Raw genomic sequence first — 22,821 nt, 5'->3', positions numbered from 1 at the left:
CAGATCATCCTCGGGAAGGTGCGCCCTTTCCTACGCCGCCTCGCCGAGGCTCATCCACAGGTTCTGATCATTGCTCCTCCTCGGCCAGAACGTCGTTCAACCGCTTGTGCTCATCCTTGAGGTCGCCGACCGTCTGCTCGATCTTCGCAAAGTGCCACTCTTGCTCGGCCATTGATGTCCCCCTACAGATGCATTGCTTGGGTCAGGCCTGAGGCGGCGTTGGTGTCGGTCGAGTCGTAGGCCGCAACCGCGGAGTGCAGCTTTTCGGTAATGCCGTGTTGCTCGGTGCGCAGTGCGGCCATCGCCTTCTGATAGCTGCTCAGAGCCGCCGCGACGGCCTTGCCCGTGTCGCCCTTCAGTGCCTCACCGAATGAGTCGATGGCGTGCCCGACCGTCTTCTCATGCGACTCGAGATGACCGATAGTCTCCTCGAGTTTCGCCACCTGATGCCGCAGCATCTCTGTGTCGACCTTGACTACGTCCACGCCGCCCCCTTCACACGACAACCCCGGACCGATTTTACGCCGGGGCGGTTATCAGTCGTCCCAACAAGGATAGTGGGCCGGAAGAGCGGTTACCTGCACCAAAAGTGTGGGCAGATCGTGCGAGGCGCGTGGCTTCGCTGACTTTTCGAGTGGCGCGTCATGGCCCCGATAGGATTGGGCTGTCGTCGACAGCACAAGTTTGCGCTTGACGCTGACTGCGGCCCGACCTCCATCTGAAGCAGATACCTAGAGCGATTCTTGCCAGTGGCCTCGACCGATCCTGCAGCGAGATTGTGGGTGTCCGAAGACGCTCAGATTGGTGAACTCGTCGCTGGCTTTGATGCGGTCGCGAACCTGCGCATTCCGTACGGAAAGTTGCCGCCTCGTGCGCGGAGTTTGTACGCATCGCGCTACACAACGTGGTCCGACATCGCCGAAACGACGATCGCCGAACTGCTTGAATCTCGATCGAGCGGGGTCCGTACCGTCGCGTCGATCGTGGCAGCAGCACATGACGCAGTGAGCCAATTGGCGGACTCTGTGGACGGTCCTCAACCGTCGCTTGCAGACGGGCTCGATCGATTGGTGGCTGGCATCGGGGAGCGCGACCACCACGTTCTGCGCGCTCGAGCATGGGGATCCACTCAAGTCACTCAAGAGCGACTCGCCGAAGAGCTTGGTGTGCACCCGACCTGGTTGTGGCGAAACGAGAGCCGGATTCGGTCGCGCTTCGCGGAACTACTCAGCGAACCTGGCCACTTTCGGATCCGGCAGTCGGCAGATGAATTGCGCCGCAGGCTCGGCATCTATGTGCCGCGAGAAACAGTCGAGTCAGAGATTCAGCAGCTGGGGCTAGAGCCGACGAGCGAAGCCGCCCGGCTGTTGCTGTACGTCGCCGGGCCGTACAAGGAGCATGGGGACTGGTTCGAAGATGCGTCGCAGGGCGGACTTCGACGGGTCGATGCTTGTGTCCGGAGGCTCTTTCGTGGAAGGTACGCCCAGACCCTGGAGACACTGGCTGGGGAGTTCACAGCCGAAGGGATGCGGCGAGATGCAGTGCCTCCGTATTTGGACACGCTGGCACTGAGCAGGATCGGCGGCGCCTACCTGCCGCCGCGCTCTGGGCTCAGGGCCAAAATCGTAGTGGCATTGGACGCTGCTGGGCGGCCGATGACTGCCGAAGAAATCAGCGACATGGTGGGGGATTCGGTCAGCGCCAAATCTGTACTGAAAGCGTTGCACGGCAACGACACATTTAGGCGAACGAGCCGAACTGGATGGGCCTTGGCCGGGTGGAGTTATCCCGAGTACGGCGGCATCGCGCAAGAACTGACCAACCGTATCGAGGCTGCCGGCGGGCGGATGCCGGTACGGACGTTGCTTGACGACATGCTCAAGGCATTCCCGGACATCAAGGAAAGCTCAGTCCGTACGTACCTGGCGACTCTGGCGTTCGTAACCGAACGGGGCATGGTGCGTTGCCGACGCCCCGAAGACGCATGGCCATCAATACCTTTACTGAGCACCGTGCCTGGCGCAGTTCGTCAGTCCGACGGCAGTATCCGAATCGCAATCCCAGTCACCGCACAGGTTCTCCGAGGTTCGGGCTTATCGATCGATCCACCTGTCGCGCAGGCGATTGGCGTGACGCCGGGGAACCGCCGTGACTTCGAAACATCCTGCGGGTTCGTCTCCGTTGCATGGGCACTGTTCGAGCCCGCTGCGCCCAATATGGGATCAATTCGCCGTCTCGCCAAGGCCGCTGGAGCTCGCCTTGGTGACTCTCTGGTGCTGACCTTCGATCCAAACGCGGGCACGCTACGCGCTGTGTGTGGCCAACGGAACGAGGGGGATTAGCTGTGAGGCGGCTCAGTTGACCGGAGTTGCATCTCCACTCACCTTGTCGCGCAACAACTCCCGTAGTTGCGCGATCTCACCCCGCAGGTCTTCGATGTGCGCCGCCGTCACGGCGTCTTGTTTCTGATCGTCGATCGAAACGCTCTGCACGATCCATGACGCGATGGTCGCCGTGATCGAACCGACCAGGCTGATACCGCCGATCATCATGAGGCTGGCCATGACTCGGCCGGTGGTGGTGACGGGGTACATGTCGCCGTAGCCGACGGTGGTGATTGTGGTCATCGCCCACCACACCGCCAGTCCGAAGCTCGTGATGTGGGCGTCGGGCGCACCGCGTTCGGCTTCGTACACCGCCAGCGCCCCGACGTACACCAACAGCACGGCGCCCGAGATGGTGTAGATGATCACCTTGCCGCGGATGGCGTTGCCGATGGCCTTCTGCAGGGCACCGACGAGCACGACCAGCCGGAGTAGACGAAGCGGCCGCAGCAGCGGCAGCAGCACGACGGCGAGGTCGACCAGATGCCGGAAGAACCACTGCCTGCGGTCGGGGGCCAGATAGAGCCGCGCCGCGTAGTCGGCCGTGAACACCGCCCACGCCAACCAGGTCACCAGGGTCAGGAGCCGGGCGAGCAGGCCCGTCGGCTGGACGAGGACCTCGATGCTGTACGCGGCCAGGAACAGGGCGGCGACGGCGGCCAGGGGCCACTCCGCGCGGTGTTCCCACCGGTCGAGGCGGTCTTGCGTATCCACGTCAGAAAGTGTGCGGCACCGGCCGCGATTTCGGAACTCAGTTGACCGTGATCGAGAACCGCGCTGTCGCCGGTCGCCCCGGCGCCGCGACGCGGTAGCCGCCCCGGCGCAGCGCGTCGGTGGGCGCGGCCATGGGCTCGATGGCCACCAAGGCGTCGCCGGGCGGCGCGAACAGTTGCGCGGCGGGGTAGCCGGTTTCGAACGTCACCGCGATCCGGTGGTCGCCACCACTGAGGATGAACTGCGCGCCGTCGGGCACTTGGTCGAAGCCGTCGTCGTAGGCGGTGTCGCCGAGCGGCGCGGACTGCGCCGGCCACGGCTCGACAGCACCGGACGGCAACCCGCGATCATCGGTCGGAAGGTGCCGCATCGCCGGCGTCTCCAGTACCCAATCCTCGCGGGGCACACCCGGAATGGTCAGGTACGGGTGGTACCCGAAGCACAGCGGCACTGCCGCGGAGGCCGACGGCCGGACGGTCGTCTCGACCGACAGGACACGACCCACCAACGTGGCCCGTTGCGTCAGCACATGCGGGAACGGGAACGACGCCAACAGGCCGGGCCGGTTGAAATCGACTGCGGCGGTGACAGAATTCGCGGACTGCTCGACGATCACCCAACCCGGGTACGCGGCCAGGACACCGTGCATGGGTGCGCCGTGCGGGTCGGTACGGACACCGCCGGAGCCGGGCGTCAACGTGACGACGCCACCGTCGACGTCATATGTGTTGGCGCCCAACCGGTTCGCCCACGGATACAGCAGCGGGATGCCCATGGTCTTGGCGTTCGCCAGGTAGGCCGCGAGGCCGCGGCGCTGGCCGAGGAACTCGAGATCGCCTTCGGCGAACGACGTGCCGATCATGCCGGCACCGGGGACGAACGTCGCCGTCATCGCGGACTCGGGGTCGCGCAAGACGACGGTGTCGAGTTCGGCCATCGATTCCTCCAGCGTCAGTGGGCCAACGGGTCGTGCTGAATACGTTCTGGTGGTGCGCCTTTGGCGATCAGGGCGGCTTTGGTCGCCGTGACCATCGCGGGCCCGCCGCACAGCAGGATCTGCCGGTCGCCCCAGCTGCCGTAGCTCGTCACGACGTCTGCCAGCAGCCCGGTCTGCCGGACGTGCAGCCCGCGCGGCGGCGTCACATCGGGATAGTCGGCGGCCCACGGCGGGTCGGTGGAGTACTCGGATACCGGCGTGACGGACAGCCACGGATTGGTGGCCGCGATCTCCCACAGGACACGCAGGTCGTACAGGTCGCAGGGGTAGCGTCCGCCGAAGAACAGGTGCACGCGCGGATTCTCGGCCTCGCGGCACAGATTCATCAACAGCGCCCGCAGCGGGGCCAGTCCGGTGCTGCCGGCCACCATCAGCACATCACCGTCGGAACGTGAGACATGCATTCCGCCATGGGGATTGGACAGTCGCCAGCGGTCGCCGGGTGCGGTCTGGTTGACGATCGCGGTGCTCACCATGCCGCCGCTGACGGAGCGGACGTGAAACTCGATGGCGCCGCTGGCATCTGAGGGCATCGAGGGACTCAGGTGTCGCCAGCGTCGCGGCCACTGCGGCACCTGCACCGCGACGTACTGCCCGGCGTGATACGGCAGCGCCTGGTCGAGCTGCAGTCTTACCACCGAGACATCCCGGGTGACGCGCAGATGCTCGACGACGGTGCCGTCGACATAGGGCGGTGTCTGTTCGGCATCGGCCGCGCCGCGCATGACGCCGACGATCAGATCGACGGCATGCGTGGTGGCCTCGGCGACCCGGGCATCCCAGCGGTCGCCGAGTTCATCGCGCAGGGTGGTCAGCAGCGCGTCCTGTAGCGCCGCGTAATGCTGATGTCCCACACCGTATTTGCGGTGATCCCGGCCGAGCTGGGCCAGGAATGCCACCGGCTCCTCTGCCCGCTGCTCGATGAATTCGCCCAGCACCCAGAACAGCGCCTGGCTGAAGGCGGTGCGCTGGGCGGCCAGGTCCGGTGGGAAGAGGTCGCGCGCCGACAGGTCGCCGGCGAACCACCGGGTGTAGAAGCGGCCGATCACGTCGTCCCCGCCGCGCGCAGGGTCGACCACGGCCCGCACCGTCATCAGCGCTTCGCGGTCGTCAAGTCCCATCAGGCATCGTCGAAGTGGTTCTGCCCCAACGTGTTGACGAAGCTGGGGCCCAGCCGGTCGAGTTCGCGCCGGTGCGCGTCGGCCCACGTGCCGTACGGCTGGTGGGCCAGGTACTCGTTGCGGAACCGGTCGTCCTCGGACACCTCGGTGACGCAGAACGTCGGGATCGCGAGGTCGACCACCGGTCCGCCGCGCTCGACCTCGGCCAGCAGGAGCGGGGCATTGCCGCCGGTGAATCGGTCGATGATCCAGCCGTCCTCACCCAGCCACACCGAGTACCGCACCTTGGTGACGACGTGCTCGGCGCGACGGACGATTTCGCCGGCCACCAGCGGATCGAGTTCGCGTTCGGCCTCATAGCGGGTGCCGCCGGTGGCCGGGCCCTTGGCGGTCATGGTGCCGATCGAGTCGCTGCCGATGGCGTCGATGAGGTCCACCGCCGGATCGCTGAGATCGGCCGGAGCGGGGCCCTGGACGCGGACCCGGACGGCATAGCCATCGGACGCGAACAGGTAGGCCTGCACGATCAGGGCAGGGCTCGGGTCGGACGCTGTGACAGCGGGCAGGTCGCGGACGAGGAACTTTCGTTCGAACTCGAAATCGCCGAAGCCGGACTCGGACATGGTTAAACGGTAGTCCTAGAGGTGGCTCAGGCCCTTGTAAGCCACGAGAAGTCCGATGACGATCAGGATTCCGGCGACCAGTACCGCGTGTTGGCGGTGCAGCCAGGCGCCGAGGCGGGCCATGGCCGGGTCCAGCCGCTCGCCGGCGGCGGCGTAGGTCAGGATCGGGATGGCGACCGAGCTGCCCGCCACCACGGTGAACCACAGCACCGACGCCAAGGCCGCCGCGTGGGGGAGTTCGTCGGTGCTGATCGCCAGTCCGGCGGCGACGCACATGAACAGCACTTTCGGGTTCACGAGCGCGAGCACCGCGGCGGTCACGAAACCCCGGGCGGGGGTGACGCTGGTCAGCTTCCGCATCCAGGCCGGCTCGGGCGCGTCGTGGTTGCGGTTGGCCCACCGGTAGATGCCGAAGACGACCAGCAGGACGCCGATCACGATGCGCACCCACGACGCCGTCGTCGACGGATGGCCGGCCTCGGGCATGAGGCCGGACAGCTGGACGAAAACCCCGGTGAGTACGCCGATGGCCACGAGCCAGCCGGCGAGAAACGTCAAGCCGGTGATGCGGGCGTGGGGGGAGTGCAGCACCAGGACCGCGGGAATGATCGACAGTGGAGAAAGGGCGATCACCAAGGCGAGGGGAATCAGTTCGGTCAGGACCGAAGCCCAATCTGTCATGCGGTCATTGTTGCTTACGTTTCCGTCGATCTTGTCGGTTGGGCGCGGCAGTATTACGGGGTGAGCCAGATCATAGGCAGCCGGGAAATTTTTCAGACTTGAGCGGAACAGACTCAACCTTGACGGCGTTGAACTCAGCGACAAGCATTTTTCTGTAGACGAAAGGGAGGTGTCGTGGACTCGTTCAACCCGACCACGAAGACTCAGGCGGCGCTGACCTCAGCGTTGCAGGCGGCGACTGCCGCCGGAAACCCGGAGATCCGTCCGGCGCACTTGTTGATGGCTCTGCTGACCCAGAATGACGGCATCGCCGCACCGCTGCTGGAGGCCGTCGGCGTCGAGCCCGCCGCCATCCGGGCCGAAGCCCAGCGGCTGATCGACCAGCTGCCCAGTGCCAGTGGCGCCAACTCGACGCCGCAACTGTCTCGTGAGTCGGTGGCAGCCCTGACGGCTGCCCAGCACCTGGCCACCGAGATGGACGACGAATACGTCTCCACCGAGCACCTGCTGTACGGCCTGGCCAGTGGCGACTCCGACGTCGCCAAGCTGCTGGTCAACCACGGCGCCGCGCCACAGACGCTGCGCGAGGCGTTCGTGAAGGTCCGCGGCAGCGCCCGCGTCACCAGCCCCGACCCCGAGGGCAGCTACCAGGCGCTGGAGAAGTACTCCACCGACCTCACCGCCCGCGCCCGGGACGGCAAGCTCGACCCGGTCATCGGTCGCGACAACGAGATTCGTCGTGTCGTACAGGTCCTGAGCCGGCGCACGAAGAACAACCCCGTGCTGATCGGTGAGCCCGGCGTCGGTAAGACCGCGATCGTCGAGGGCCTGGCCCAGCGCATCGTCCAAGGTGACGTGCCGGAGAGTCTGCGGGACAAGACCGTCATCTCCCTGGACCTCGGTTCCATGGTGGCCGGTGCCAAGTACCGCGGCGAGTTCGAAGAGCGGCTCAAGGCCGTCCTCGATGACATCAAGAACTCGGCGGGTCAGGTCATCACCTTCATCGACGAGTTGCACACCATCGTGGGTGCCGGCGCGACCGGCGAGTCCGCGATGGACGCCGGCAACATGATCAAGCCCATGCTGGCCCGTGGCGAGCTGCGGCTGGTGGGTGCGACCACTCTCGAGGAGTACCGCAAGTACATCGAGAAGGACGCCGCCCTGGAGCGCCGCTTCCAGCAGGTGCTGGTCGGTGAGCCGTCGGTCGAGGACACCGTCGGCATCCTGCGCGGCCTCAAGGACCGCTACGAGGTGCACCACGGTGTGCGCATCACGGACTCGGCTCTGGTGGCCGCGGCGACTCTTTCCGATCGCTACATCACGAGCCGCTTCCTGCCGGACAAGGCCATCGACCTCGTCGACGAGGCCGCGTCCCGGCTGCGCATGGAGATCGACTCCCGGCCCGTCGAGATCGACGAGGTCGAGCGACTGGTCCGTCGCCTCGAGATCGAGGAGATGGCGCTGTCCAAGGAAGAGGACGACGCGTCGAAGGAGCGGCTGGAGAAGCTGCGCTCGGAGTTGGCCGACTACAAGGAGAAGCTCTCCGAGCTGACCACCCGGTGGCAGAACGAGAAGAACGCCATCGACATCGTCCGCGAGCTCAAGGAACAGCTGGAGACGTTGCGCGGTGAGGCCGACCGGGCCGAGCGCGACGGCGATCTGGCCAAGGCTGCCGAGCTGCGGTACGGCCGGATCCCCGCGGTCGAGAAGCAACTCGACGCGGCGCTGCCCGTTGCCGAGGCCCGCGAGAACGTCATGCTCAAGGAAGAGGTCAGCCCCGACGACATCGCCGACGTGGTGTCGGCGTGGACGGGCATCCCGGCCGGCCGCATGCTCGAGGGTGAGACGGCCAAGCTGCTGCGGATGGAGAGCGAGCTGGGCAAGCGCGTCATCGGCCAGGCCGAAGCGGTGGTTGCGGTGTCCGACGCCGTGCGCCGGGCCCGGGCCGGGGTCGCCGACCCCAACCGCCCGACGGGTTCGTTCCTGTTCCTGGGTCCGACCGGTGTCGGTAAGACCGAGCTGGCAAAGGCGTTGGCGGAGTTCCTGTTCGACGACGAACGCGCGATGGTCCGCATCGACATGAGCGAGTACGGCGAGAAGCACTCGGTGGCTCGTCTGGTCGGTGCCCCTCCCGGCTACGTCGGCTACGACGCCGGCGGTCAGCTGACCGAGGCGGTGCGGCGACGGCCGTACACGGTGGTGCTGTTCGACGAGGTCGAGAAGGCCCACCCGGACGTCTTCGACGTGCTGCTGCAGGTGCTCGACGAAGGCCGGCTGACCGACGGTCAGGGCCGCACGGTCGACTTCCGCAACACCATCCTGATCCTGACGTCCAACCTGGGCGCCGGAGGTACTCCGGATCAGGTGATGGCGGCGGTGCGTGCCAAGTTCAAGCCGGAGTTCATCAACCGGCTCGACGACGTGCTGATCTTCGACGCGCTGAACCCGGACCAGCTGGTGTCCATCGTCGACATCCAGCTGCAGCAGCTGCAGAAGCGGCTGGCTCAGCGGCGGCTCCAGTTGGAGGTCTCGCTGGACGCCAAGAAGTGGCTGGGCGACCGTGGCTTCGACCCGCTGTACGGCGCGCGCCCGCTGCGCCGGCTGGTGCAGCAGGCGATCGGCGACCAGCTGGCCAAGAAGCTGCTGGCCGGCGAGGTGCACGACGGCGACACCGTCCCGGTGAACGTCAGCGAAGACGGCGAGAGCCTGGTGCTCGGCTGAGTCTCAGGTAGTTCCCGAGTAGATGTGAAAACCCCCTATTTCTTTGGAAATAGGGGGTTTTCGCTTGGGTTGCGCAACAGTGCCGACGAAAAGTGCATGAGTTCAACCGGACTGCCATCTCCAGTTGGAGATTGAACTGACGGACGTCTGAGGGCCCAGAACGGTCCCTGGCTTCTGTCGGGCCGGATGCAAGTGCCTAGTGATTGAAGCTACGTACTTTTCGCTGGGCATCAGATGTTGAACCGGCCCGCGAAACCACGCAGCGGCACGTCGGCGCTCGTCAACAGTCCCGGCGGGGCCTTGACCACCGAGGCGATGACGTTGAGTGCGGGCAGCCCCGTCACGGTCATGCCGATCGAGGCGAAGTTGTCCGGATTCGACAGGTCCACACCGGGTTTCGGGTAGATCATGTGCTTGTTGTAGACGCACGGGTCACCCTTGATCTGAGTGATGTAGCAGCCCTTGATGTTCCAGCTCGGGTCGGTGTGCGGCGTCATCTGCCATTCCAGGTGCGTCTCGATGCGCGGCACCCCGTCGACCATGCCCTGGTACTTGATGTAGTTGCCGCCAAGGGAGCCCTTCGGCAGCGTGTACCAGCCCAGGTCGACATCCTTGGTGCAGGCGCCGAGTTCCGCGCTGAATGTCACCTCGTCGAGTTCGAGCCCGAAGCAGTCGGCCATCATCAGCACACTGTCGGCGAACACCCGCGTGTACTTCTCCAGTTTCGCCGGGATCGACGGATCATCAACGGGCAGGCCGTATCCCACCTCGATCCAGGTGTCCTTGCTGTGGTGGCACGACACGTCGACGGATTCGATGGTGGTGACGTTCTCGATCTCGGCGACGTCGGCCGAACACACCACGCCCAGGATCTGGTTGACGCCGGGATTCATGCCGGTGCCGTAGAACGTCGACCCGCCCTTGGCGCAGGCCTCGGCCAGCAGCTGCGACACCGGCGTGCCCGAGGGGTGCGGGTGGTTGGTGTCGCGGTGCCAGCCGGTGATCCAGTCGGCCGTCGTCACGATATTGATCCCGGCCTCAAGGACTTTCACGTACAGATCCTCGTCGGGGAAGACGCCGTGAAAGGTGAGGACATCGGGTTTCGCGGCGATGATGTCGTCGACCGAGCCGGTGGCGATGACGCCGATCGGTCCGATACCCGCGATCTCGCCGGCATCGCGTCCCACTTTTTCCGGTGTGTAGCAATGCAATCCGACCAACTCGAGGTCGGGACGCTTGCCGATGCGCCTGATCATCTCGGTACCGACGTTGCCGGTTGCCACCTGGAAGACGCGAATCTTGGACATCTGGTCAGCCCTTCGGGGTTTCGGGATAGAACTGCATGGCCCACTTGCGGATTGCGGTGAAGCCCTCGTATTCGGCGGTGGCCAGCGCCGGCGGATCCGAATAGCGCTGGTGCGACCAGATGTGGATGTCCTGGGTGAACTGCCGGATCACCTCGTCGCCGAAGGCGGCGGCGCGCTCGGCGGCCCGGGGGCTGTCCTTGCCCGGAGTCCGCCCGATGTAGACCATGAATCGCACGTCGGAGGTGCACTCGTCGACGGGGGTGACGGCCGAGATGGTGCGGTTGTCGATCATGCCCCAGCTCTTGGTGACGGCGATGCCGAGACCGCCGTTGATCGCCTCGACTCCGCTGCGGACATCCTCGATCGACTGCTGGTCGCTGCCCTCGAAAGTGATCGTGAAGTCGACGTAGGAGACCGGTGCCGCGAAGTCGTGCCGGGTGAACACCGGCACGATCGGCGTCTGGTGCACGAACTTGAAGTGCGCGAAGTCGACGCCGTTCTCCAGGACGTACTGCGGATGCAGCTCGAGGGTTTCGCGGAACAGTCGCTGCTGGGGGTAGTAGTCGGCGGCGCTGCTGCCGTCGTTGAACGATGCGAACACGTCGGGCGCCTCGAAGAACGGCTCCCGGCCCTCGACGTCGTGCCAGATGTAGATGGCCTCGTTGCGTTCGGTGACGGGGTAGGTGCGAATCCGGCGGCCGCGGTTGGGCCGGTCCTGGTAGGGGATGCAGACGTTGCGGCCTTCGGCGTTCCACTGCCAGCCGTGGAACGGGCACTGGATGGTCTCGCCGACGACGTGGCCGCCGAAGCCGAGGTGGGCGCCGAGATGCTCGCAGTAGGCGTTCATGACGGTGACGGCGCCGGATTCGGCGCGCCAGGCGACCATCTCCTCGCCGAAGTACTTCATGGCGTGCACCACGCCGACTTCCACCTCGTCCGACCAGGCGACCTGGAACCATCCCGTCGGCTTCATGGGCAGCGTGGGTTTGGCCATGAGCCGAATCGTAGGAGGTTCTGTGAAACTTTGAAAGAGGGTTCTGCGAAACTGCGCTAATCTCGGACGATGACCGCGGCGGCACGACGAACCAACAAGCGCGGTGACGCCACCCGGGAGAGCATGTTGGAGGCCGCGCGCAAGGCGCTGGCCACCGGCGATCCGGGCGCGGTATCGGCCAACCGGATCGCCAAGGAGATCGGCGTCACCTGGGGTGCCGTGAAGTACCAGTTCGGCGATATCGACGGCTTCTGGGCCGCCGTCCTGCGCCGTACCGCCGAGCGCCGCGCGGGCATGCTGAGCCACCACGACAGCGCCACTACGCTGCACCAACGCGTCGCGACCATCATCGACCTGCTCTACGACGGCCTGACCATCGGCGATTCGCGGGCCATCGAGAACCTGCGCGCGGCGCTGCCACGAGACCACGCCGAGCTGGAACGGCTGTACCCGAAGACCGCCGCCGAACTGTCGTCATGGGGGCAGAGCTGGCTGCAGACCTGCCAACAGGCCTTCGCCGACCTGGACGTCGACCCCGAGCGGGTGCGCGAGGTGGCCTCGTTCATCCCCGGCGCGATGCGCGGAATCGCCTCCGAACGCCAGCTCGGTACCTACACCGACCTCGACGCGGCCCGGCGGGGGCTCACAAACGCGATCGTGGCCTACCTCAAATAGCACGTGACCAGCTTGTAACCAATTCGAGTTCGAGCATTTCGGGTACCAACCAGTAGGCTTGGTCCGATGGTCCCGCTCTGGTTCACGCTTTCCGCACTCTGCTTCGTGGGTGCGGCAGTGCTGCTGTATGTCGACATCGACCGTCGACGTGGCCTCGGCCGGCGCCGCAAGTCATGGGCGAAGTCCCACGGGTTCGACTACGAACACGAGACTCCCGACCTGGTCAAGCGGTGGAGCCGCGGCATCATGTCGACCGTCGGTGAGAACGTGCACGCCCGCAACGTCGTCCTCGGACAGATCCGCGGCGAGGCCGTGTTCATCTTCGACCTCGACGACGTTGCCACCGTCATCGCCCTGCACCGCAAGGTCGGCACCAACGTGGCCATGGACGTCCGCCTCAAGGACATCCCGGAACCGCGGGAAAACGACATCTGGCTGCTCGGCGCCATCGGGCCCCGCATGGTCTACTCCACGAACCTCGATGCCGCCCGTCGCGCCTGCGACCGCCGCATGGTGACGTTCTCGCACACCGCCCCGGATTGCGCCGAGATCATGTGGAACGAGCAGAACTGGACGCTGGTGTCCATGCCGATCACCAGCACCCGCGCCCAGTGGGACGAGGGTCTGCGCACCGTCCGCCAGTTCAACGACCTGCTGCGGGTGCTGCCGCCGGTGCCGTCCGGCCAGAACAGCGTCGCCGGCCAGGCCGTCGCCCGTCGCAGCGGTTCGCCGAGCCGCCCGCTCAGCGCCGGCCCGATGCGTCAGAACGAACTGCCCACCGGCCGCAGCAACCAGGCCCCCGGCCGCGCCGACGTCGGGCGCTACACGCAGTTCGCGCCGGCCCGTAACGGCCGTCCCGCGCCGAATTATCAGCGCTGATTCGCCTGCGGCTAACCTTGGCCGCATGTCTTTTCGCAGGTTGGCCTCGCGGCTGCTGACTGTGCTGCTGGCCGGCGTGCTGGTCGCGTGTTCGAGCGATGGTTCCACCAGCTCTGTCGTCTTCGGTGCGCCCAGCGCCAAAGTCGGGGAGTCGCAGGCGCTGCTGGGCTGGAACGTCTCGGTGTCCAACCTGCGCTTCCAAGACGATCAGGTGCTGATCGACGTCGATCTGGCAGCCGCGAAGGCCGGCGGTGAACACGCCAAGCCCGAGACACTGCGCTTCGGCCTGTACGGCGCACTGGCGCACCCCCTCGAATCGAACCTGATCGGTGGCTGCGTCGGCGTCCCCAACCTCAAGATCAACCCGGCCGTCGTGCAGAACCCGGACAAGGTCACGGGCACAGTCTGTTTGGGCCCGATGCGCGATCAGACCCAGGTGCGTGGCGTCTACCTGTACTCGCCCGCCGACCGGATCAAGGACACCACCGTCGCCTACGGTGCGGCGTACCCCGTCGGGCTGACGCCGACGAACGAGTCCGACACCGGACTGACGCTCAAGGCCACCAGCGTCGACGGGTTCCGGGCCGACGGTGGGCAGCTGATCCCGGCGGCGCTGGGGGATCCGACGGCGTTCACCGGCAAGGGCTACATGCTGCTCGGCCTCGAAATCGGGGGTCTGGCAAGCAGGTACAAAGATGACTCGGCCAAGCGCGGCGGGCCGCTGATGATCGCGGTGGCGCCGACGCTGCCACCGCCCGGCCTGTCGCACATGTGCGACGTCTACGGTGCGACGCTGCTGGTGCTGCCCGACTCGAAGGTCGGGGCGATCAACACCCGCGCGTCGTTGTGTACGCAGGGTGACATCAACCAGGCGCTGCTCTACGCCACCGTCACCGTGGTGGGAACACATGCGGCGGTGTGGATTTCGCGTGACTGACCAGATCGTCGACCACGCCGATGTGCCCGGACCCACCGAATGGGGCGCCGGACCCGGCGTCGGCCCGTGGCCGGGCGAGCTGCCCGACGATCCACGCTACGACCCGGAGTTGTTGCGTGAGGGCGACTCTCGCAACGTCGTCGATGCCTACCGGTACTGGACGCGGGAGGCGATCATCGCCGACATCGACCAGCGCCGGCACCCGCTGCACATCGCGATCGAGAACTTCGGCAACGACGCCAACATCGGCGCGGTGGTCCGCACCGCCAACGCGTTCGCCGTGGACACCGTGCACATCGTCGGCCGGCGGCGGTGGAATCGCCGGGGCGCCATGGTGACTGACCGCTACCAGCGACTCATGCACCACGCCACCACGGCGGAATTGCTGGCGTTCGCCGAAACCAACGGGCTGACGCCGGTGGCCGTCGACAACGTGCCCGGCTCGGTGCGGCTGGAAGAGACGACGCTGCCCCGCGCGTGCCTGCTGATCTTCGGGCAGGAGGGGCCGGGCATCACCGACGACGCCAAGACGGGGTCGATGATGACGGTGTCCATCGCGCAATTCGGCTCGACCCGCAGCATCAACGCCGGGGTGGCCGCCGGGATCGTCATGCACACCTGGATCACTCAACACGCAGGACTGGATCGGGCCTGGTAGGGCAGGATGGAACGCATGGATCAGCGTCCGGTGGAGCGGAGCGACGGGGATGCAGTCTGGGCGAACCGTGCGGCCAGCGCCGAGACGGCGGTGTTCAACCGGCATATCCGGCGGCTCTGGGGGATACCCGGCACCCAGCTGGGCGTGGTGGCCTGGCCGTCGACGCGTGCCGACCGGCTGTTCAAGAGCTGGGACTACTGGTGGCAGGCGCACCTGCTGGACTGCATGATCGATGCGCAACTGCGCGACCCCCAGGAGTACCGCGTCGCCCGCATCAGCCGTCAGATCCGCGGACATCGCCTGCGCAACAACGGGTCCTGGACCAACAACTACTACGACGACATGGCGTGGCTGGCGCTCGCACTGGAGCGGTCCGGCCAGTTGGTCGGGGTGGCCCGGCCCAAGGCGCTCAAGACGTTTGCCGACCAGTTCCTCAACGCGTGGGTGCCCGAGGACGGCGGCGGCATCCCGTGGCGCAAACAGGACCAGTTCTTCAACGCACCGGCGAACGGTCCGGCCGGCATCTTCCTGGCCCGCCACGACCGCCTGCGACGGGCACAGCAGATGGCCGACTGGATCGACGGCACGCTGATCGACCCCGATACGCACCTGGTGTTCGACGGCATCAAGGGCGGTTCCATGGTGCGCGCCCAGTACACGTACTGCCAGGGCGTGGTGCTGGGCCTGGAAGTGGAGCTGGCCGTGCGTACCGGCGATCCGCGGCACGCGGAGCGGGTGCACCGCCTGGTGGCAGCGGTCAAGGACCACATGCTGGACGACGGCGTGATCAGGGGCGCGGGTGGCGGCGACGGTGGCCTGTTCGGCGCCATCCTGGCCCGCTACCTGACGCTGGTGGCCACGACCTTGCCGGGGGATACCGAGGCGGACGACGCGGCCAGGACGACCGCGCGCGAGCTGGTGCTCAAATCAGCGGAATCGGCGTGGGACTACCGGCAGTCCGTCAACGGCATCCCGCTGTTCGGCGCGTTCTGGAACCGTGCGGCCGAGCTGCCGAAGGACACCGGCGAGCAGGCGAAATCCGTTGACGGCGCGGTGAATTCGTCTGATATCCCGGAACGCGACCTGTCGGTACAGGTGGCCGGCTGGATGCTGATGGAAGCGGCCCACACGTTGACCGCTGAGGCCGGGGAGTCCTGACCTACTGCCCCTTCGGCGTCAACTCGCGGCAGTACGCGTAGATGGCCAGTCCGCCGAACTTGACGGCGTCGTCATTGGACAGGTTGCCGGCGTTCTTCTTCAGGTAGCTCAGTGCCGAGTTGACGCCGCCGCTGCGCATCGCGCTACAGGTGCCGTGCGCGAGCTTGATGGCGGTGCTGTTCGGCATCAGGATGCCCTTGTCGTGCACGGCCTGCAGGAACATCGGGTCGATCTGGTCGTCGGCGTGGGCGGGGACCGCCATCACGATGGCGGCCGCCGACGAGACCGCCGCGAACAGAGCTGCTGTGCGTGTGCGCTTCATTGGGATCCCCCATGCAAGATCGGTTTGCTGACAGGCTACGCGAGGCTCGGCGATCCCGGGCGGAGTCGCTCGTCGCCGACCACCGGAATTTCTTCAGCAGCGTCAGCGTCATATACTTAGACCGCATATTGCATTTTGATTTTTTGCTTATTTCGGAGGATGGCCATGGCCACGATGAAGAAGATTGCGTCGACTACAGCCCTTGCCGCAAGCCTGGGAGCTGCGCTTTTGGGTGTCGGTGCCGGAATCGCGAGCGCTGCTCCGGCGCACGACCCCGCCACGATTCCGCTGGACCGCGGCTGGGGCCACGGCCACGACGACTGGGACGGACACCCCGGCCGCGGTTGGGGTGCACCCGGCTGGCGTGGTCCGGGCTGGGATGGCCCTGAGGTCTATGTCAACCTGCCCTGCGTTACCGGCCCCGCCGGCATCGTGACCGTTTGCCCGTAGCTCTTTGCCGCTGACGATTCTCTGCCGCTGACGATTCGGCTCCTTCGCTCTGGGGAACCCCTGGCCTGTACCGCCAGATATCCCGGACGCGAAGGAGGAGAACGTTGGTACGCAAGACTCTCGTGATCGGTGTGGTCGCGCTAGGACTGGCCGGTTGTTCCACGGAGAACTCCAAACCGACTGCCGGCTCACCGAATTCGGGCTTGCGCGCGCCGCAGGTCATCGTTGACGGACAGCAGCGGCCGGTGAGCGGTGGGGTGACCTGCCACCGGGCGGGTGACAACGTCACGATCGGGATCGGCGACATCTCCAGCGGGGTCGGCGCGGTGGTGACGACGAGCGATCCGCCACAGGTTCGTACCGTCGGGCTCGGCACCGTCGACGGTGTCGCGCTGGGGTTCACGAGCTCCGAGCCCGGCGAGGCGGACCAGGCCGTCGCCGCCGTGCGGGGCAAGTCGTACGCGATCAAGGGCACCGCCAGCGGTAGTGACCTGAGCAATCCGCGGTCGCCGCAGCAGGTGAGCAAGAGCTTCGAGATGGATGTCGCCTGCCCGTAAGGTGCGCGATACGGCGTGACCCGCCAGGATGATTGGTCGTGACCACCCCGGCAGAGGATGCATCGCCCCGAGTGTCCCTGGGCACCGTACTGCGTGAGTGGGGCACCATCGGATGCATCGGTTTCGGTGGGCCGCCCACGCACATCAAGCTGTTACGCAGCCTGTGCGTGGAGCGGCGCCGCTGGATCGGTGCCACCGAGTTCGAAGACGCGATCGCCACCTGCAACCTGTTGCCGGGGCCGGCGTCGACGCAGCTGTCGATCTATTGCGCCTGGCGCGTCCGTGGCCGCCTGGGTGCGCTGGTGGGTGGCGCCGCATTCATCATTCCGGGGCTCATCGTCATCCTCGGCCTGGCGGCGTTGTTCCTGGCCGGTTCCCCACCACGGTGGGTGCTGGCCGCCGGGGCCGGCGCGGGCGCGGCGGTGGCCGCCGTCGCCGTCCATGCCGGGGCCGCATTGGTTCCTGCCAGTTGGCAGCGGCGTAGCAGCTCCATCCGGTGGCTGGGGTATGTCGCATCGGGCGCGGTCGCGGCGGCGCTGCTGGGCCCGTGGCTGGTGGTGGTGTTGTTGGCCTGTGGCGCAATCGAATTGGTGCGGACGACGACGCTGCCCCGGTCCGGTGCTCGCAGCATGCCGGTCCTGGCGTTCCAGTCCCTCGCGCTGGGCACGCTGGGTTCGCTGTGCTGGGTGGCGTTGAAGGTCGGCGCGCTGTCGTACGGCGGCGGCTTCGTCATCATTCCGCTCATGCAGGCCGATGCCGTTGACCACTACCACTGGATGACCGGGGCGCAGTTCCTCAATGCTGTTGCGCTGGGCCAGATCACGCCGGGACCGGTGGTGCAGACTGTCGCCGTCGTCGGCTATGCCGCCGCGGGACTGCTCGGCGGGGTGCTGGCCTCGGTGGTGGCCTTCAGCCCGTCGTTCCTGTTCATCCTGTTGGGCGCCAGGCACTTCGACCGGATTCGCAGCAATGGATACGTGCGGGCCTTCCTGGACGGCGCGGGTCCGGCCGCTGTCGGTGCCATCCTCGGCTCGGCGGTGCCACTGGCCATGTCGATCAGCCAGACCTGGCAGTACGTCGTGCTGGCGGTGGCGGTGGTCGCGGTGTTCAGCCGGGTCAACGTCGTGATCACCTTGCTGCTGGCCGCCGGGGCCGGCGTCCTCGCCACCGCATTCGGCCTGCCCTTGCCGGGCTGATCTGTCCGGTCGGGGAATGTCATCGACCGCCCGACCGTCTTACAATTGAGGTGCAGTTATTGCCTATTTGTATTTGTTGTTTCGGAGGTTGGCCATGGCCAAGTTCAGAACGATTGCATCGATGACAACACTCGTCTTGGGCCTCGTGGCTGCGGGTTTGGGCTTCGGCTCGGGTATCGCGAGCGCCTCGCCGGCGGTCGGTCCGGGGACGATCCCGATGGACCACGGCTGGGGTTGGGGTGACGGTGATTGGGATGATCACCACGGTCACGGCCGCGGCTGGGGTAGTAACCGCGGCTGGGGCCCCGGCTACTACCCGCCGCCGTGCCTGACCGTCCCATACGTCACCATCTGCGCCTAGAAGTCCGCAGGGCCTGCGAGGGCTGTCAGCAGCAATTCGGGTCGAGCACCCGGCACAGCGCGGCGAGTGCGTCGCGCCGCGGGGTGTGGTGCACGTTCATGCCCTGACGTTCGGATATGACGAACCCGGCGGCGCGTAGCTGGCCGAGGTGGTGACTGACCGTCGATTCGGCCAGGCCCACAACGGCGGCGAGGGAGCCGGTGGTACAGGGCTCGTCACACGTGAACAGCAGCGACATCAGTTTCACACGCGCGGGGTCGGCGAGTGCCTTGAGCCGCATGGCCAGGTCGAGGGCCGCGGCGTCATCCGTCGGGCTCGCGGCTACCGGGGCGCAGCACAACGGCGCCGACATGTCGATCACGGGCAGTGCCTTGGGCATGGCACCGATGATACCCCAGCTTGTTGACATATATCGAAAAGGTGCGTAGAACAGTCTTGCGCGCAGATTCGACATACGTCACATACCCCAGGAGGTCTGCAATGTCTCGTGTCCAGCTGGCTCTGAACGTCGACAACCTCGACGAGTCGATCGCCTTCTACCGCAACCTCTTCGGCGCCGAGCCGGCCAAGGTGAAGCCCGGCTACGCCAACTTTGCGATCGCGAATCCGCCGCTCAAACTGGTGCTGCTCGAGAACCCGGGACACGGCGGGTCGGTCAACCACCTGGGCGTGGAGGTCGAATCCAGCGACGCCGTGCACGCGGAGATCGCCCGCCTCACCGACGCAGGGATGTTCACCGAAGAGGAGATCGGCACCACCTGTTGCTTCGCCACGCAGGACAAGGTGTGGGTGACCGCCCCCGGCGGGGAACGCTGGGAGGTCTACACCGTCCTCGCCGACAGTGACACCTTCGGCGCGGCCCCGAGTGGATCGGACGATGCGGTGTGCTGCGGGGCGCAGGCATGACGCAGACCGCTGACGCCGCTCCGGCGACAGCTCGACTCTCGACGCTCGACCGGTATCTGCCGGTCTGGATCGGGTTGGCGATGGCGGCCGGGCTCTTGCTGGGCCGCTGGGTCCCCGGACTGGACGTCGTGCTGGAAAAGGTTCAGGTGGACGGCATTTCGCTGCCGATCGCGCTGGGCCTGCTGATCATGATGTATCCGGTGCTGGCCAAGGTCCGGTACGACCGGCTCGACACCGTCACCTCCGACCGCAAGCTGCTGGTGTCGTCGCTGGTGCTGAACTGGCTGCTCGGCCCGGCTTTGATGTTCGCCTTGGCCTGGCTGTTCCTCGCGGACCTGCCCGAGTACCGGACCGGACTCATCGTTGTCGGTCTGGCGCGGTGCATCGCCATGGTGATCATCTGGAACGACCTGGCGTGCGGCGACCGAGAGGCCGCGGCCGTTCTGGTGGCGCTCAATTCGGTGTTCCAGGTGCTGATGTTCGCGGTGCTCGGCTGGTTCTATCTGTCGGTCCTCCCGGGCTGGTTGCATCTGCCGCAGACTTCGATCGCAACGTCGCCCGGCCAGATCGCGAAATCGGTCCTGATCTTCCTCGGCATCCCGTTGGCAGCCGGCTACCTGTCACGTCGTCTCGGGGAAAACGTCAAGGGCCGCACCTGGTACGAGTCGACGTTTCTGCCCCGGATCGGGCCGTGGGCACTGTACGGGTTGCTGTTCACCATCGTGATCCTCTTTGCGCTGCAAGGGCATCAGATCACCACTCGCCCATGGGACGTCGCCCGTATCGCGCTCCCGCTGCTGGTCTACTTCGCGATCATGTGGGTCGGTGGTTACGTGCTGGGAGCCGCCCTCGGACTCGGCTACGAACGCACCACGACGCTGGCGTTCACCGCGGCGGGTAACAACTTCGAACTGGCCATCGCCGTCGCCATCGCGACGTGGGGCGCGACCTCCGGCCAGGCCCTGGCCGGCGTCGTCGGGCCGCTGATCGAAGTGCCGGTTCTGGTAGCGCTGGTGTATCTGTCGCTGGCGCTGCGGCCGCGGCTGAGGAGTGTGCCCGCATGAGCCCCAAACCCAGCGTGCTGTTCGTCTGCGTGCACAACGCCGGCCGGTCGCAGATGGCGGCCGCGCTGTTGACTGAGCTGTCCGACGGGCAGATCGAAGTACGTTCTGCGGGAACGGCTCCCGCCGATGCGATCAACCCGGTCGCGGTCGCGGCCATGGCCGAACTCGGCATCGACATCACGGCCGAAGCGCCCAAGGTGCTGACGGCTGACACGGTGGAAGCGAGCGACGTGGTGATCACCATGGGCTGCGGTGACACCTGCCCGTACTTTCCGGGGGTGTCCTACCGGGACTGGAAACTCGATGACCCGGCGGGGCAACCCATCGAGGCCGTCCGGCCCATCCGCGATGCCATTGCCGAGCGGGTCCGGGACCTGGTCGCCGAACTGCTGCCGCGCTAGGCGAGACTCCCGAGGTACGCCTGCGACTCGATCAAGCCCTCGTCGCTGGGAGCCTGCCCTTCGCCGAACACCCGTTGCTGCTGCTTGGCCCGCAGATCGTGGTGTGCGTCAGCGGGTTTGACGAATCCGTAGCGGCGGCGCGCCTCTTCTGGAGTGAACACGGCATCGGTGATCGCCGGGATGCCGAGGATGTACGGCGCGGCCACCTGGGTCACCGACGGCGCGATCAGCTGCGCCACTGCGAGTTTCAGCCGTGGGCTTCGATCGACGATGCCGTAGGCAACCTTGAGTACCGGGCGCACGGCGATGTCGACGACGCGGGGCTGGTCGAAACCGCTGAGCTTGCGCATCCAACGCGGCATGGTGGCAATCGTGCCCGCGCGCAGGACGAGGTTGATGAGCTCGACGACCGGCTTGAGCGCCCACGGCGCCGGCGGCAGTACGACCTTGGCGTTGAGCAGGTGGTCCATCATGGCGCGGGCCGCTTCACTGACCGCCAGATGTGGGCGCATCTCGTCGAAGTACGCGCGAACACCGGCGCTGGTACGCGGTACGTCGGCCGGGTCGCAGGTCTGGAATTCGGCCGCGACGGCGCACTCTTCCCAGTACTGGTTCTCTTCCTCGGGGGTGAGCTTGCCGCCGCCGTACATCTCGTAGGCGGTCAGTACCGAATGCCATCCGGTCAGCAGGATCCACAGCTGTGAGTGCGGGTTGTTGGCGTCGTACTTGTTGCCGCTGACCGGCTCTGTGCCAATCGCTTTCGAGTGCACCTTCACCAGCACGTCGGCGGCCTTGACCACGGACTCGCTGTCGCCGAACGCGACAGTTGCGAAATACCGGACGGTGCGGTCATACCGGGTGCGCGGCCGGTCGTAGTTGGCCTGTGTGGCATCGACGGCCGCGATCAGCGACGGGTCGAGTTCCTCGACCACGACAGCGCGCTGCAGGCCCGTCACCGGAGTGGTGGTGTGTCCCCATACCTTCCAGGTGACGGTGCCGGGGCCGAAGAAGCCGTAGTCGGCGAGGGGTTGCACTGGCTGGGGCACGACTTACTCCTTGATCGTCAGGCCGCGGCGAACGCGCGGCACATGAGTCGTCCGTAAAACTCACCGAGATTGTCTGCGTCCCAGTCGTTCTCGGGGTCGAGCAGGGACCGGACCGCCGCCTCGCTGGACGACACGAACAGTTCGGTCAGAACCGGCATCTTGCGATTGAGGTCGGTGGTCTGCCACCACGTCGTCAGTGCCGGTGCGATCCAGCGCGACGAGCTGCTCGCGAGTGCGCGGCGGGTCTCCGCGACCATGTCGGCGACCGCCGGGTCGGCGTGCGCCAGGTAGACGAAACGCCAGGTATCCGGCTGGTCCTCGACGGCGTGCAGCAGCGCGCGATAGCCGTCGATGAACGCCGCCTCCGGGTCGTCGCCGCGGCCGGTGTGCAGCGCCGCCAGCAGGGTTTCGCGCAACGACTCGCCTTCGCGATCCAGCAGGGCGGCAAGGAGTTCCACGCGGTCCTTGAAGCACGAATAGACAACCGGCCGGGTGACGCCGAGGTGGGTGGCCACGGCGCCGATGGTCACCGCCGCGGTGCCGAATTCCGCAGCGATCTGTAGTGCGGCATCGAGGATCTGCGGACGGCGGCGCTCCGGGCCCAGGTGGGCGGCCCGCTCGCGGGGCTTCGTTGCGGCGTCGGTGGCCATGAACTGAATGTAGCAGGAT

General features: G+C 66.5%; 24 protein-coding genes and 1 pseudogene. 13 read left to right on the top strand and 12 right to left on the bottom strand.

Going from position 1 to position 22,821, the window contains the following annotated elements; translation table 11 throughout:
- Nucleotides 1-182: 182 nt before the first annotated feature.
- Nucleotides 183-485 (bottom strand): WXG100 family type VII secretion target, encoded by a 303-nt coding sequence (locus ACJH6I_RS21405; RefSeq protein WP_135357213.1) that lies wholly within the window; start codon nt 483-485, stop codon nt 183-185.
- 297 nt (nt 486-782) lie between these two features.
- On the opposite strand from ACJH6I_RS21405, the gene ACJH6I_RS21400 reads away from it, so the two are divergent.
- Nucleotides 783-2,342 carry a hypothetical protein gene (locus ACJH6I_RS21400; RefSeq protein ID WP_406784462.1) on the top strand — a complete coding sequence of 520 codons (1,560 nt, stop codon included), beginning with the start codon at nt 783-785 and terminating at the stop codon, nt 2,340-2,342.
- Nucleotides 2,343-2,354: 12 nt separating this feature from the next.
- On the opposite strand, the gene ACJH6I_RS21395 is transcribed toward ACJH6I_RS21400, so the two are convergent.
- Genes ACJH6I_RS21395 through ACJH6I_RS21375 form a run of 5 tightly spaced genes read right to left on the bottom strand, consistent with a single transcriptional unit; the run spans nt 2,355 to nt 6,520 of the window.
- A complete protein-coding gene (locus tag ACJH6I_RS21395; protein ID WP_212808144.1) occupies nt 2,355-3,098 on the bottom strand; it encodes a potassium channel family protein in 744 nt (247 codons plus the stop codon).
- Between the two features lie 37 nt (nt 3,099-3,135).
- Entirely contained in the window at nt 3,136-4,035 is a 900-nt protein-coding gene (locus ACJH6I_RS21390) for an aldose 1-epimerase (RefSeq protein WP_406784461.1), read from the bottom strand.
- Nucleotides 4,036-4,049: 14 nt separating this feature from the next.
- On the bottom strand, nt 4,050-5,216 hold the full coding sequence (locus ACJH6I_RS21385) for an FAD-binding oxidoreductase (protein WP_318984670.1): 1,167 nt from the start codon (nt 5,214-5,216) through the stop codon (nt 4,050-4,052).
- Complete coding sequence (locus ACJH6I_RS21380) at nt 5,216-5,839, bottom strand: CYTH domain-containing protein (protein ID WP_346414880.1); 624 nt, start codon at nt 5,837-5,839, stop codon at nt 5,216-5,218. Before ACJH6I_RS21380 ends, ACJH6I_RS21385 begins: the two co-directional genes overlap by 1 nt.
- A 15-nt stretch (nt 5,840-5,854) precedes the next feature.
- Complete coding sequence (locus ACJH6I_RS21375; RefSeq protein ID WP_346414879.1) at nt 5,855-6,520, bottom strand: GAP family protein; 666 nt, start codon at nt 6,518-6,520, stop codon at nt 5,855-5,857.
- Between the two features lie 174 nt (nt 6,521-6,694).
- Here ACJH6I_RS21375 and clpB point away from each other — a divergent pair, with 174 nt between their 5' ends.
- Nucleotides 6,695-9,241 carry an ATP-dependent chaperone ClpB gene (clpB, locus tag ACJH6I_RS21370; RefSeq protein ID WP_318984667.1) on the top strand — a complete coding sequence of 849 codons (2,547 nt, stop codon included), beginning with the start codon at nt 6,695-6,697 and terminating at the stop codon, nt 9,239-9,241.
- 230 nt (nt 9,242-9,471) lie between these two features.
- Here the strand turns inward: clpB and ACJH6I_RS21365 are convergent, their stop codons facing one another.
- Nucleotides 9,472-10,548, bottom strand: coding sequence for a dihydrodipicolinate reductase (locus ACJH6I_RS21365; RefSeq protein WP_318984666.1), 1,077 nt, complete (start codon nt 10,546-10,548; stop codon nt 9,472-9,474).
- A gap of 4 nt (nt 10,549-10,552) precedes the next feature.
- Nucleotides 10,553-11,542, bottom strand: a complete 990-nt coding sequence (locus ACJH6I_RS21360; RefSeq protein ID WP_406784460.1) for a Rieske 2Fe-2S domain-containing protein — start codon at nt 11,540-11,542, stop codon at nt 10,553-10,555.
- 69 nt (nt 11,543-11,611) lie between these two features.
- Between ACJH6I_RS21360 and ACJH6I_RS21355 the strand changes: the two genes are divergently transcribed.
- The 5 genes from ACJH6I_RS21355 (at nt 11,612) to ACJH6I_RS21335 (ending at nt 15,849) form a co-directional block, all read left to right on the top strand.
- Nucleotides 11,612-12,217, top strand: coding sequence for a TetR/AcrR family transcriptional regulator (locus tag ACJH6I_RS21355; protein ID WP_318984664.1), 606 nt, complete (start codon nt 11,612-11,614; stop codon nt 12,215-12,217).
- A gap of 66 nt (nt 12,218-12,283) precedes the next feature.
- A complete protein-coding gene (gene ttfA, locus ACJH6I_RS21350; RefSeq protein ID WP_212808153.1) occupies nt 12,284-13,096 on the top strand; it encodes a trehalose monomycolate transport factor TtfA in 813 nt (270 codons plus the stop codon).
- Nucleotides 13,097-13,121: 25 nt separating this feature from the next.
- Nucleotides 13,122-14,033, top strand: a complete 912-nt coding sequence (locus ACJH6I_RS21345; protein ID WP_318984663.1) for a hypothetical protein — start codon at nt 13,122-13,124, stop codon at nt 14,031-14,033.
- Nucleotides 14,026-14,691, top strand: coding sequence for an RNA methyltransferase (locus tag ACJH6I_RS21340; RefSeq protein WP_318984662.1), 666 nt, complete (start codon nt 14,026-14,028; stop codon nt 14,689-14,691). Before ACJH6I_RS21345 ends, ACJH6I_RS21340 begins: the two co-directional genes overlap by 8 nt.
- Before the next feature lie 15 nt (nt 14,692-14,706).
- Entirely contained in the window at nt 14,707-15,849 is a 1,143-nt protein-coding gene (locus ACJH6I_RS21335) for a glycoside hydrolase family 76 protein (protein ID WP_318984661.1), read from the top strand.
- Nucleotide 15,850: 1 nt separating this feature from the next.
- Here ACJH6I_RS21335 and ACJH6I_RS21330 read toward each other — a convergent pair whose 3' ends face one another.
- Nucleotides 15,851-16,171 (bottom strand): DUF732 domain-containing protein, encoded by a 321-nt coding sequence (locus ACJH6I_RS21330; RefSeq protein ID WP_212808157.1) that lies wholly within the window; start codon nt 16,169-16,171, stop codon nt 15,851-15,853.
- Between the two features lie 174 nt (nt 16,172-16,345).
- Here ACJH6I_RS21330 and ACJH6I_RS21325 point away from each other — a divergent pair, with 174 nt between their 5' ends.
- The 4 genes from ACJH6I_RS21325 (at nt 16,346) to ACJH6I_RS21310 (ending at nt 18,735) form a co-directional block, all read left to right on the top strand.
- Nucleotides 16,346-16,621 (top strand): hypothetical protein, encoded by a 276-nt coding sequence (locus ACJH6I_RS21325; RefSeq protein WP_318984660.1) that lies wholly within the window; start codon nt 16,346-16,348, stop codon nt 16,619-16,621.
- Between the two features lie 104 nt (nt 16,622-16,725).
- The gene (locus ACJH6I_RS21320; protein WP_212808159.1) at nt 16,726-17,178 is read left to right on the top strand and encodes a lipoprotein LpqH; all 453 of its coding nucleotides are present in this window, start codon (nt 16,726-16,728) and stop codon (nt 17,176-17,178) included.
- A 38-nt stretch (nt 17,179-17,216) separates the two neighbouring features.
- Nucleotides 17,217-18,374, top strand: a complete 1,158-nt coding sequence (gene chrA, locus ACJH6I_RS21315) for a chromate efflux transporter (RefSeq protein WP_244872691.1) — start codon at nt 17,217-17,219, stop codon at nt 18,372-18,374.
- A gap of 121 nt (nt 18,375-18,495) precedes the next feature.
- On the top strand, nt 18,496-18,735 hold the full coding sequence (locus ACJH6I_RS21310) for a hypothetical protein (RefSeq protein ID WP_318984659.1): 240 nt from the start codon (nt 18,496-18,498) through the stop codon (nt 18,733-18,735).
- Between the two features lie 25 nt (nt 18,736-18,760).
- On the opposite strand, the gene ACJH6I_RS21305 is transcribed toward ACJH6I_RS21310, so the two are convergent.
- Entirely contained in the window at nt 18,761-19,114 is a 354-nt protein-coding gene (locus ACJH6I_RS21305; protein ID WP_212808160.1) for an Rv2640c family ArsR-like transcriptional regulator, read from the bottom strand.
- A gap of 101 nt (nt 19,115-19,215) precedes the next feature.
- On the opposite strand from ACJH6I_RS21305, the gene ACJH6I_RS21300 reads away from it, so the two are divergent.
- Nucleotides 19,216-19,641, top strand: a complete 426-nt coding sequence (locus tag ACJH6I_RS21300) for an ArsI/CadI family heavy metal resistance metalloenzyme (RefSeq protein WP_212808161.1) — start codon at nt 19,216-19,218, stop codon at nt 19,639-19,641.
- Nucleotides 19,638-21,106, top strand: a pseudogene (gene arsB / locus ACJH6I_RS21295) (ACR3 family arsenite efflux transporter). Before ACJH6I_RS21300 ends, arsB begins: the two are co-directional and overlap by 4 nt.
- Here arsB and ACJH6I_RS21290 read toward each other — a convergent pair.
- Both ACJH6I_RS21290 and ACJH6I_RS21285 read right to left on the bottom strand, forming a co-directional pair.
- On the bottom strand, nt 21,103-22,152 hold the full coding sequence (locus ACJH6I_RS21290) for an oxygenase MpaB family protein (RefSeq protein ID WP_346414869.1): 1,050 nt from the start codon (nt 22,150-22,152) through the stop codon (nt 21,103-21,105). The pseudogene arsB and the gene ACJH6I_RS21290 overlap by 4 nt on opposite strands.
- A gap of 17 nt (nt 22,153-22,169) precedes the next feature.
- Nucleotides 22,170-22,802 (bottom strand): TetR/AcrR family transcriptional regulator, encoded by a 633-nt coding sequence (locus tag ACJH6I_RS21285; protein ID WP_318984655.1) that lies wholly within the window; start codon nt 22,800-22,802, stop codon nt 22,170-22,172.
- Nucleotides 22,803-22,821: the final 19 nt, after the last annotated feature.

The sequence above is a fragment of the Mycobacterium sp. SMC-13 genome, from assembly GCF_045311035.1.
Lineage (GTDB): Bacteria > Actinomycetota > Actinomycetes > Mycobacteriales > Mycobacteriaceae > Mycobacterium.
The sequence above is the reverse complement of the archived record's forward strand: the minus strand, read 5'-3'. Positions and strand labels throughout refer to the sequence as shown.

Excerpts from the sequence above, each read along its gene's own strand:
- ACJH6I_RS21305 (WP_212808160.1), bottom strand. The coding sequence starts at position 19,114 with ATGCCCAAGGCACTGCCCGTGATCGACATGTCGGCGCCGTTGTGCTGC.
- ACJH6I_RS21360 (WP_406784460.1), bottom strand. The coding sequence starts at position 11,542 with ATGGCCAAACCCACGCTGCCCATGAAGCCGACGGGATGGTTCCAGGTC.
- ACJH6I_RS21335 (WP_318984661.1), top strand. The coding sequence starts at position 14,707 with ATGGATCAGCGTCCGGTGGAGCGGAGCGACGGGGATGCAGTCTGGGCG.
- ACJH6I_RS21330 (WP_212808157.1), bottom strand. The coding sequence starts at position 16,171 with ATGAAGCGCACACGCACAGCAGCTCTGTTCGCGGCGGTCTCGTCGGCG.
- ACJH6I_RS21385 (WP_318984670.1), bottom strand. The coding sequence starts at position 5,216 with ATGGGACTTGACGACCGCGAAGCGCTGATGACGGTGCGGGCCGTGGTC.
- ACJH6I_RS21355 (WP_318984664.1), top strand. The coding sequence starts at position 11,612 with ATGACCGCGGCGGCACGACGAACCAACAAGCGCGGTGACGCCACCCGG.
- ACJH6I_RS21380 (WP_346414880.1), bottom strand. The coding sequence starts at position 5,839 with ATGTCCGAGTCCGGCTTCGGCGATTTCGAGTTCGAACGAAAGTTCCTC.
- ACJH6I_RS21325 (WP_318984660.1), top strand. The coding sequence starts at position 16,346 with ATGAAGAAGATTGCGTCGACTACAGCCCTTGCCGCAAGCCTGGGAGCT.
- ACJH6I_RS21285 (WP_318984655.1), bottom strand. The coding sequence starts at position 22,802 with ATGGCCACCGACGCCGCAACGAAGCCCCGCGAGCGGGCCGCCCACCTG.
- ACJH6I_RS21365 (WP_318984666.1), bottom strand. The coding sequence starts at position 10,548 with ATGTCCAAGATTCGCGTCTTCCAGGTGGCAACCGGCAACGTCGGTACC.
- ACJH6I_RS21390 (WP_406784461.1), bottom strand. The coding sequence starts at position 4,035 with ATGGCCGAACTCGACACCGTCGTCTTGCGCGACCCCGAGTCCGCGATG.
- ACJH6I_RS21345 (WP_318984663.1), top strand. The coding sequence starts at position 13,122 with ATGTCTTTTCGCAGGTTGGCCTCGCGGCTGCTGACTGTGCTGCTGGCC.
- ACJH6I_RS21310 (WP_318984659.1), top strand. The coding sequence starts at position 18,496 with ATGACAACACTCGTCTTGGGCCTCGTGGCTGCGGGTTTGGGCTTCGGC.
- ACJH6I_RS21375 (WP_346414879.1), bottom strand. The coding sequence starts at position 6,520 with ATGACAGATTGGGCTTCGGTCCTGACCGAACTGATTCCCCTCGCCTTG.
- ttfA (WP_212808153.1), top strand. The coding sequence starts at position 12,284 with ATGGTCCCGCTCTGGTTCACGCTTTCCGCACTCTGCTTCGTGGGTGCG.
- ACJH6I_RS21300 (WP_212808161.1), top strand. The coding sequence starts at position 19,216 with ATGTCTCGTGTCCAGCTGGCTCTGAACGTCGACAACCTCGACGAGTCG.